Annotated in this window: 4 protein-coding genes; 3 read left to right on the top strand and 1 reads right to left on the bottom strand. The window is 71.2% G+C overall.

Features of this window, described 5'->3' with window-relative positions; translation table 11 throughout:
* Window positions 1-452 (bottom strand): rod shape-determining protein MreD (gene mreD, locus MB828_RS17195; protein ID WP_301648966.1); only part of this gene is annotated, 452 nt, incomplete at its 3' end.
* Between mreD and MB828_RS17190 the strand changes: the two genes are divergently transcribed.
* The 3 genes from MB828_RS17190 to MB828_RS17180 all read left to right on the top strand — a co-directional run.
* On the top strand, window positions 385-5,661 hold the full coding sequence (locus tag MB828_RS17190; protein WP_301648965.1) for a non-ribosomal peptide synthetase: 5,277 nt from the start codon (window positions 385-387) through the stop codon (window positions 5,659-5,661). The genes mreD and MB828_RS17190 overlap by 68 nt on opposite strands.
* Window positions 5,658-6,488, top strand: coding sequence for an FkbM family methyltransferase (locus tag MB828_RS17185; RefSeq protein ID WP_301648964.1), 831 nt, complete (start codon window positions 5,658-5,660; stop codon window positions 6,486-6,488). Before MB828_RS17190 ends, MB828_RS17185 begins: the two co-directional genes overlap by 4 nt.
* A gap of 161 nt (window positions 6,489-6,649) precedes the next feature.
* A partial coding sequence (locus MB828_RS17180; RefSeq protein ID WP_301648963.1) for a condensation domain-containing protein occupies window positions 6,650-7,757 on the top strand: 1,108 nt, incomplete at its 3' end.

Genomic DNA, 7,757 nt, shown 5'->3' with positions numbered 1-7,757 from the left:
CCGACGCCCGCGTACAGCAGCGTGGAGCCGATGGCGGCGGCGACCACGACGAGCATCGGGCCGGTCGCGGACTTCAGGCGGCCGTTCTCGGGCTTGATGAGGCCCGCGAAGTAGCCGACGACGCACAGCACCAGGGCGTAGCGGCCGGCCGCGTGGTCGGCGGGCGGGGCGAGGTCGGCGAGCAGTCCGGCGCCGAAGCCGACGAGGGCGCCGCCCACATGGCCGTAGACCATGGCGAGGCCGAGGACGGTGAGGAGCATCAGGTCGGGGACGGCGCCCGGCAGGTGCAGGCGGGCGAGGACGCTCACCTGGATCACCAGGGCGACGACGACGAGGGCGGAGGTGCTGGTCGGGCAGCGGAACTTGGTCGGTTTCCTGACCGCGATGCGGGAGCGGCCGGGTCTGAGCGCTGATGACGTTCTGCTGGCGGTGACGACCCTGGGCTTCGACATCTCGGGGTTGGAGGTGTGGTTGCCGCTGGTGCAGGGGGCTCGGGTCGTTGTCACGTCGCGCGATGCAGTGGCTGATCCCGGTCTGCTGGAAAGCGAACTGGCCCGGTCTGGTGCTTCGGTGGTGCAGGCGACTCCGTCGTTGTGGCAGATGCTGCTGGGCGACGGCTGGCCGGGTATCGAGGGCTTGCGGGTGCTGTCCGGTGGTGAGGCACTGCCGCCCCGGCTGGCCGGGGCTCTGCTGGACAGCGGYGCTGAGGTGTGGAACATGTACGGTCCGACGGAGACGACGATCTGGTCCACCTGCGACCGGGTGACAGATGCACCGCTGTCCATCGGCTCACCGATCGCCAACACCCAGGTGTATGTGCTGGACGAGCGGCTGGAGCCGGTCCCYGTRGGCGTGGCGGGGGAGTTGTTCATCGGCGGCACGGGCGTGACCCGYGGTTATCTGGGCCGTCCCTCGCTGACCGCCGAGCGCTACGTCCCCGACCRCTTCTCCGCCGACGGCTCCCGGCTGTATCGCACCGGCGACCGTGTGCGCTGGCTTTCTGAGGGCCGTCTGGAGTACTTGGGCCGGGCCGACCATCAGGTCAAGGTCCGYGGSTTCCGTATCGAGCCCGGCGAGATCGAGACGGTCCTGAGCGCGCACCCGGCGGTCCATGCCACCGTCGTGACCGCTCAGGGCGCGGACAGTGACCGGCGTCTGGTCGCCTATGTGGTCCCGGCCGACCCGGCCAACGGCATGCCACCGGTGTCCGAACTGCGCGAGTATGTACGTGAGGTGCTGCCGGAGTACATGGTGCCCTCSCTGTTCGTCGAGCTGGCGGTGCTGCCGCTGACCCCGAACGGGAAGATCGACCGTGCCGCGCTGCCCGAGCCGCAGGCCCCGCACGCCGGCTCCTCCTACACGCCCCCGGCGACCGCGACCGAGGAACTGCTGGCCGGTATCTGGGCTCAGGTACTGGACGTCGACCGGATCGGCACCCGGGACAGCTTCTTCGAACTCGGCGGACACTCCCTGCTCGCCACCCAGGTCATCACCCGCGTCCGCGAAGTGTTCGCGGCCGACATCCCCCTCGCCGCCCTGTTCGACCGGCCCACGATCCAGAGTCTCGCCGCGCTGGTCGACACCGTCGCGCGCACCGGGAGCGGGCCGATCAGCCGGGCCGACCGTACGCAGCCGTTGCCGTTGTCGTTCGCGCAGCAACGGCTCTGGTTCCTCGACCAGTTGGAGCCCGGGTCGACCGAGTACAACATGTCGACCCGGCTGCACCTGCCCGGCGAGCTGGACCTGCGCGCCCTGGGCGCGGCCCTGGACGCGATCGTGGCCCGCCACGAAGTGCTGCGCACCCGCCTGGTCGCCGACACCCACGGGGTACCCCACCAGATCATCGACCCGCCCGCCTCCCTCCCCCTCCCTGTCGTCGACGTGTCGGAGCGCGAGGATCCGCGGGGCGCGGTGGGTGAGGTGGTCACCGAGGACGCGCTGACGCCGTTCGATCTGGCGCGGGGACCTCTGGTCCGGGCGACGCTGGTCCGGGTCGCGGACGACGAGCATGTGCTCGCCCTGGCGTTCCACCACGTCGTCTTCGACGAGTGGTCCGACCGCGCCTTCCAGCACGAACTGTCCCTCGCCTACGAGGCGTTCCGGGCCGGCCGGGCCAATCCGTTGCCGCCGTTGGCGATCCAGTACGCGGACGTCGCCGCCTGGCAGCGGCAGTGGCTCTCCGGTGATGAGCTGGAAAAGCAACTGCGGTATTGGCGCCGGAAGTTGGATGGCGCTCGGGATCCGGAACTGCCGACGGACCGGCCGCGTGAGGCCGTGCGGTCCACCGAGGGGGCGGTGGCCCGGTTCACGGTGCCGGCGCGGACGGCGGACGCCCTGCGTGCCCTGTCGCGTGAGCACGGCACGACGATGTTCATGACGCTCCTGGCGGCCTTCGGCGTCCTCGTGGGCCGCTACGCCGAGTCGGACGACGTCGTGGTGAGCACGCCGGTGGCGAACCGGAACCGGGCCGAGACCGAGCAACTCATCGGCTTCTTCGTGAACACGCTGGTCATGCGGACCGACCTGTCGGGTGACCCGTCCTTCGTGGAACTGCTGAGCCGGGTCCGGGAGACGGCCCTCGGCGCGTACGCGCACCAGGACCTGCCGTTCGAGCAGGTGGTGGACGCCATGGCCGACGTACGGGACCGTACCCGTAGTCCTCTCGGGCGGGTGTCGTTCAACTACGTGCCGGACGCCCGCGGTTCTGGTGAAGTCGGCGCCTCTGCCGGTGTGGGGGTGGAGACCGGCACAGGTGTGCTGCCGGTGCAGTTCGACATGGTCGTGGCGCTGGTGGAGGACGACGGCGCGCTTGCCGGCGAGATCCAGTACAGCACCGCGTTGTTCGACGCGGTGACGGTCGAGCGGATGGCGGGGCACATGGTCACATTGCTGGGAGCCGCGGCGTCGGACGCCGGCCGGCCGGTGGGGGAGCTGTCGGTGCTGACCGACGCCGAGTTCGGGCAGGTGGTGGACGACTGGAACGACACGGTGGTGCCGTTGCCGGCGGTGGGCGGTGTGCAGGAGCTGATCGGCGCGCGGGCCCTCGCGGCTCCGGACGCGGTGGCGGTCGTCTTCGGCGACGAGGTGGTGACGTACGGCGCGCTGATGGCGCGGGCGGGCCGGTTGGCGCACCATCTGCGCGGGGCGGGTGTCGGCGCGGAGTCGGTGGTGGGGCTGTGCCTGCCGCGCGGGGTGGACATGGTGGTGGCACTGCTGGCCGTATGGCAGGCCGGTGGTGTCTATCTGCCGCTGGATCCCGAATACCCGGCCGAGCGACTGGAGTTCATGCTCACCGACAGCGGTGCGTCGCTGCTGGTGGGCACCGAGGACCTGGTGGACGAGCTGCCGGTGGGGCGGCTGCGGACGGTCGTCCTGGACGACCCGGCCGTACGGGCGCAGGTTGCCGGTGAGCCCGACCGGGCGCCCGAAGTGGCCGTACACCCTGAGCAGCTGGCGTACGTCATCTACACGTCGGGATCGACCGGGCGTCCGAAGGGCGTGCAGGTCACCCACGGGGGTGCCGTCAGCCTGGCGGTCGCACAGCGAGCCATGCTGGACATGGACAAGGGCTCGGACACGCGCTCGGACTTGGGCTCGGACACGGGCGTCCGGGTGTTGCAGTTCGCGCCGTTCGGGTTCGACGCCTCCGTGTGGGAGATGCTGATGGCGCTGACCGGCGGCGGCAGCCTCGTGATCGCCGGTCCCCGGGAGCGGGCGGAGCCGGGACGGTTGGCCGTGCTGCTGGCCCGCGCCGGGGTGGAGGTGGCGACGGTACCGCCGTCGCTGCTGGACGTGCTGCGACCGGCGGACCTGGGCGGAGTGCAGACCCTGTTCACGGCCGGGGAACGGCTCGAGGGACGCGTCGCCCGGCGCTGGGCCGGCGGGCGACGGCTGGTCAACGCCTACGGCCCGACCGAGACGACCGTGTGCGCGACGGTGGCCGTGTGCGCGGAGGAGGACGCGGACGCCCCGCCGATCGGCGGGCCCGTCGCCAACACGCGGGTGTACGTGCTGGACGCGTCCCTGCGCCCGGTGCCGGTGGGGACGGCGGGCGAACTGTTCATCGCCGGCGCTCAGGTGGCCCGGGGCTATCTCGGGCGGCCGGCGCTGACGGGCGGCCGATTCCTGCCCGACCCGTTCACACGGGACGGCGGACGCATGTACCGGTCGGGGGACCGGGCGTGCTGGCGGGCCGACGGACGGCTGGAGTTCCTGGGCCGCGTCGACGACCAGGTGAAGGTGCGCGGTTTCCGGATCGAACCGGGCGAGATCGAGACCGCCCTCGCCGCCCACCCGGCGATCCGCACGGCCGTGGTCACCGCACACGGCGACGGCCCGGACCGCGCGCTCGCCGCCTACCTGGTGCCGACCGACCACAGCCAGGGCATTCCCGACACGGCGGAACTGCGCGCCCTGCTGCTGCGCGGCCTTCCGGAGCACATGGTGCCCGCGGCCTACCTGGAACTGTCCCGGCTGCCGCTCACCACCAACGGCAAGGTCGACAGGGCGGCGCTGCCGGTGCCGGAGCCGGACCGCTCCCGCAGCGGCACCTACGTCGCGCCGTCCGGTGCGGCCGAGGAACTCCTCGCGGAGGTCTGGGCCGAGGTACTGGGCCTGGACCAGGTCGGCACCCAGGACAACTTCTTCGAGCTGGGCGGCAACTCCCTGCTGGTCACGCAGATCGTCGGCCGCATCCGGGGCGCCGGGCACGACATCAGCGTCGGTGACCTCTTCGACCACCCGACCATCGCGTCCGCCGCGCCGCTGGTCCAGCTGCACACCGAGGACCCCGAGGTCCGCTCGGCGGTGACCGTCCGGGCCGGTACCGTCCGGCCGGCCGTGTTCGCCGTCCACACCTTCACCGGTGAGGTCGCCGCCTTCGCGGAGGTCGCCGGGTACCTGTCCGAGGGCCAGCAGCTCTACGGGCTCCAGCAGCGCGGACTGACCGGCGAGGACGCGCCGCCGTCCTCCGTCGAGGAGATGGCGACGACGTACATCGGTGAGGTGCTGCGGCTGCAGCAGGACGGGCCGTACCTGCTCACCGCCCAGTCCGGCAGCTCCTACGTCGCGCTGGAGATGGCTCGGCAGCTGCGGGCGCTGGGCAAGGAGGTGGGCGGCGTGCTGCTCATGGCGCCGGCCCGTCAGCCCTTCGCCCGACGCCTGCCCAACCAGCCCTTCGACCGTGTGGCCCGCAGGCTCCTGGACAGCGTCGAGCACGCCCTCGCCGCCGCGCCGGGCACGACACTGCCCCCGAAGGACGAGAAGCGGCTGCTGAAGAAGTACGGCGCACCCGACGACGAGATCGGACAAGGCGTCCGCGAGGGCGACAAGCACGCCCTGCGGATCATGCGCGCCCTGATCATCAACCGGCACACGTACGCCTACTACGGCGAGCTGATGCACCGCGGCATGCGGACCTACGACGGCCGCGTCGTGCTGCTGATGCCACAGGACGACCCCAAGAAGGCATACGAGTGGACCCTGGAGCAGTGGCGGCGCCCCCTGTCCGCCGAACCCGAGGTCGTGGACGTGCCAGGCAAGCACTCGGACATCTTCCACGAGGGCGGCGCCCGCGCCGTCGGCGCCTACCTGAGCGCTGAGATCGACCGCTGGCAGCGGCGCGCGGGCACCGCCCGGCGCGAGGGAGGGGCGACCGCATGACGGGCCGGTCCCCGGCCGCCGGGGCCGGCGCCTACGAACTGCCCAACGGCCGCGGCATCACCTGCGTCAGCCCCGCCGAGGCCAAGGTCCTCTGGGCGGAGGCCACCGCCGACGGCCTCTACGCGAAGGCCGCGACCGCGCTGCGCCCCGGCGACACCGTCCTCGACGTCGGGGCGAACATCGGGATCGTCTCCCTGATGTTCGGCTGGGCCGTGCCCGGTCTGCGGGTCGTCGCCGTCGAACCCGCCCCGGCCACGTTCGCGTGCCTGGAATCCAACCTGCGCAGACATCTGCCGGAGTCCGTCAGTGTGTGCAGTGCGGTGTCCGACCGTGCCGGACACCGCACTTTCACCTACTATCCGAAGTCCACCGGGAATTCCGGCCTGTTCGCCGACCAGCGGGCCGACGACGAGAACACGCGGATATTCCTCCGCAACTCCGGAATCCCCGAGGAGTACATCGGGGAAATGGTCAGCGGCCTGCACCGCGGAATCGACATGACCGTCCGCACCCTGACCGTCTCCGATCTGATCCGGCAGCACGCGCTGCACCGGATCGACCTGCTCAAGATCGACGTGGAGCGGGCCGAACACCTCGTCCTCGCCGGCGTCGAACCGGACCACTGGCCGCTGATCGGCCACGTCGTTGCCGAAGTCCACGACGAAAAAGGCAGGTTGGCGGAGATCCGCCACCTCCTCGAAGGCCGCGGGTTCACCGTCGGGATCAGCCAGGACCCCAAACTGGCCGGCACGGACCTGTACGAGCTCGCCGCCCGACGCACGGCCGGGGCACGCCCGGCCGACGAGGGCGTCGGCCGTACCCTCTGACGTGTTCGAATGACGCCCCGCCGCAGTTGAACGCGTTGAACACCACACCGCTGGATGAATGATCCAGCGGTGTGCCATCGTGAAGCGGACTTTTCTCCCAGGGCAGCGCAGCGCACCGTCATCGCACCGTTTTCAGCTTTCTCATTCGCAGGGGACAACTGATGCTTTCTGATGCCAAGCGGGAATTGCTGAAGCGACGCCTCAAGGGAGAGCAGGTATCGCGCCGGGCCTGGGAACCGCGCCCCGGAGGGCCGCTGCCGCTGTCCTTCGCACAGCAGCGGCTGTGGTTCCTCGACCAACTGGAGCCCGGCTCCACCGAGTACAACCTGTCGATGCGGGTCCGGTGGGACGGCGCCCTCGACGTCGCGGCGCTCCAGGCCGCGCTGGGCGGTGTCGTCGCGCGCCACGAGGTGCTGCGCACCCGTCTGGTGGCCGGCGCGGACGGTGTGGCCTGCCAGGTGATCGACCCGCCCGCGGAGTTCCCGCTGGCGGTGGTCGACGTCTCCGGCGACGACTCCGACGCGGCGCTGCGCGACCTGGCCGCCGCGGACGCCGTGGTCCCCTTCGACCTGGCGTCCGGACCCCTGATCCGGGGCACCCTGCTGCGCGCGGCCGAGGAGGAGCACGTCCTCGTGGTGGCCCTGCACCACGTGCTGTTCGACGAGTGGTCCGACCAGGTCTTCCACCGTGAACTGATGGCGCTGTACGAGGCGTTCCGAGTCGGGGAGCCCGACCCGTTGCCGCCGCTGGAGGTGCAGTACGCGGACTTCGCGGTGTGGCAGCGGCAGTGGCTGGACGGCGACGTGCTGGAGCGGCAGCTGTCGTACTGGCGCGAGCGGCTGGCCGGCATCCCCGACACCGAACTCCCCGTCGACCGGCCCCGTCCCGCGGTCCGCTCGTCCGCCGGCGCGTCCCTGAGGTTCACCGTGCCCGACGACGTCACGGAAGCCCTGCGTGCGGTGTCGCGTGAGTGCGGTGTGTCGATGTTCATGACGTTGTTGGCCGCGTACGCGGTGTTGTTGGGGCGGTATGCGGGGTCGGAGGACGTGGTGGTGGGCACGCCGGTGGCGAACCGGAACCGTGCCGAGACGGAGGATCTGATCGGGTTCTTCGTGAACACGTTGGTGATGCGGACGGATCTGTCGGGTGATCCGTCGTTCCGTGAGGTGCTGGGGCGGGTGCGGGAGACGGCTCTGGGTGCGTACGCGCATCAGGATGTGCCGTTCGAGCAGGTCGTGGACGCGTTGCGAGCAGGTCGTGGACGCGTTG

The sequence above is a fragment of the Streptomyces arenae genome, assembly GCF_022343545.1.
Lineage (GTDB): Bacteria > Actinomycetota > Actinomycetes > Streptomycetales > Streptomycetaceae > Streptomyces > Streptomyces humi.
Note: the sequence above shows the minus strand (reverse complement) of the source record. Positions and strands in the feature narration are given on the sequence as shown.